At 43.6% G+C, this 700-nt stretch carries 1 protein-coding gene; it reads right to left on the bottom strand.

Annotated elements, in window-relative coordinates; all coding sequences use genetic code 11:
* On the bottom strand, window positions 1-200 hold a 200-nt coding region (locus IMQ33_RS20725), incomplete at its 3' end, for a transposase (RefSeq protein ID WP_196061614.1).
* Window positions 201-700 lie beyond the last annotated feature (500 nt).

Genomic DNA, 700 nt, shown 5'->3' with positions numbered 1-700 from the left:
TTCAGCCTGAGATTTTCTTCTTCGAGCTGGCGCATGTGCTTCAGCTCTGAAGGGGAAATTCCACCGTATTTTTTACGCCACGTGTAAAAGGTGGCATCAGAGATACCCAGTTTACGGCAGACTTCAGGCACCGATGTACCCAGCTCGGCCTGTTTCAGGGCAAAGACAATCTGTTCTTCGGTGAATCGTGACTTTTTCATCGGCACAACCTCCACTCAGGGGAGTGTTTATCATGCCGGAATTCTGTTTCTGAATGGAGCGGGATTTTGGGGTAGGGTCACGCCGTTCGATTCGCAGGCATAACCATTGACGTTATTGGTTAGAATAGACCACATTACTGACCGCGCAGGCTTTTTACCGCAAGGCTGGCGGATACGGTAACCAAAGCGCAGAACAGTCTCAAAACAACCGATTCTGGTTAAGTCCAGTCCTTTGTTTTAGTTAACGACCATGACAATGTGAATATATAAGATAAAGACCCCCCAGACACAGGCAGTTGTCTGGGGGGCGAAAGTTCAAAGTAGGATAGTCACTTCCTGTTTTATTATTACTAACGTGAATGATAGTAATAATAAAGTAAATTTTTCATGTTAAAAAAGCGCTAATACAAATCTGAAAAATACCATGTGTATTAACAGGCCATTGCAGCCATTAGAAATATTCTACTGAGGGTGGTTGTATCGATGAATTTCAAGTTATA

This window comes from Serratia sp. Res13-Sevr-LER1-36-b (assembly GCF_015673035.1).
GTDB lineage: Bacteria > Pseudomonadota > Gammaproteobacteria > Enterobacterales > Enterobacteriaceae > Chania > Chania fonticola_C.
This window is presented reverse-complemented; position numbering and strand designations above follow the sequence as displayed.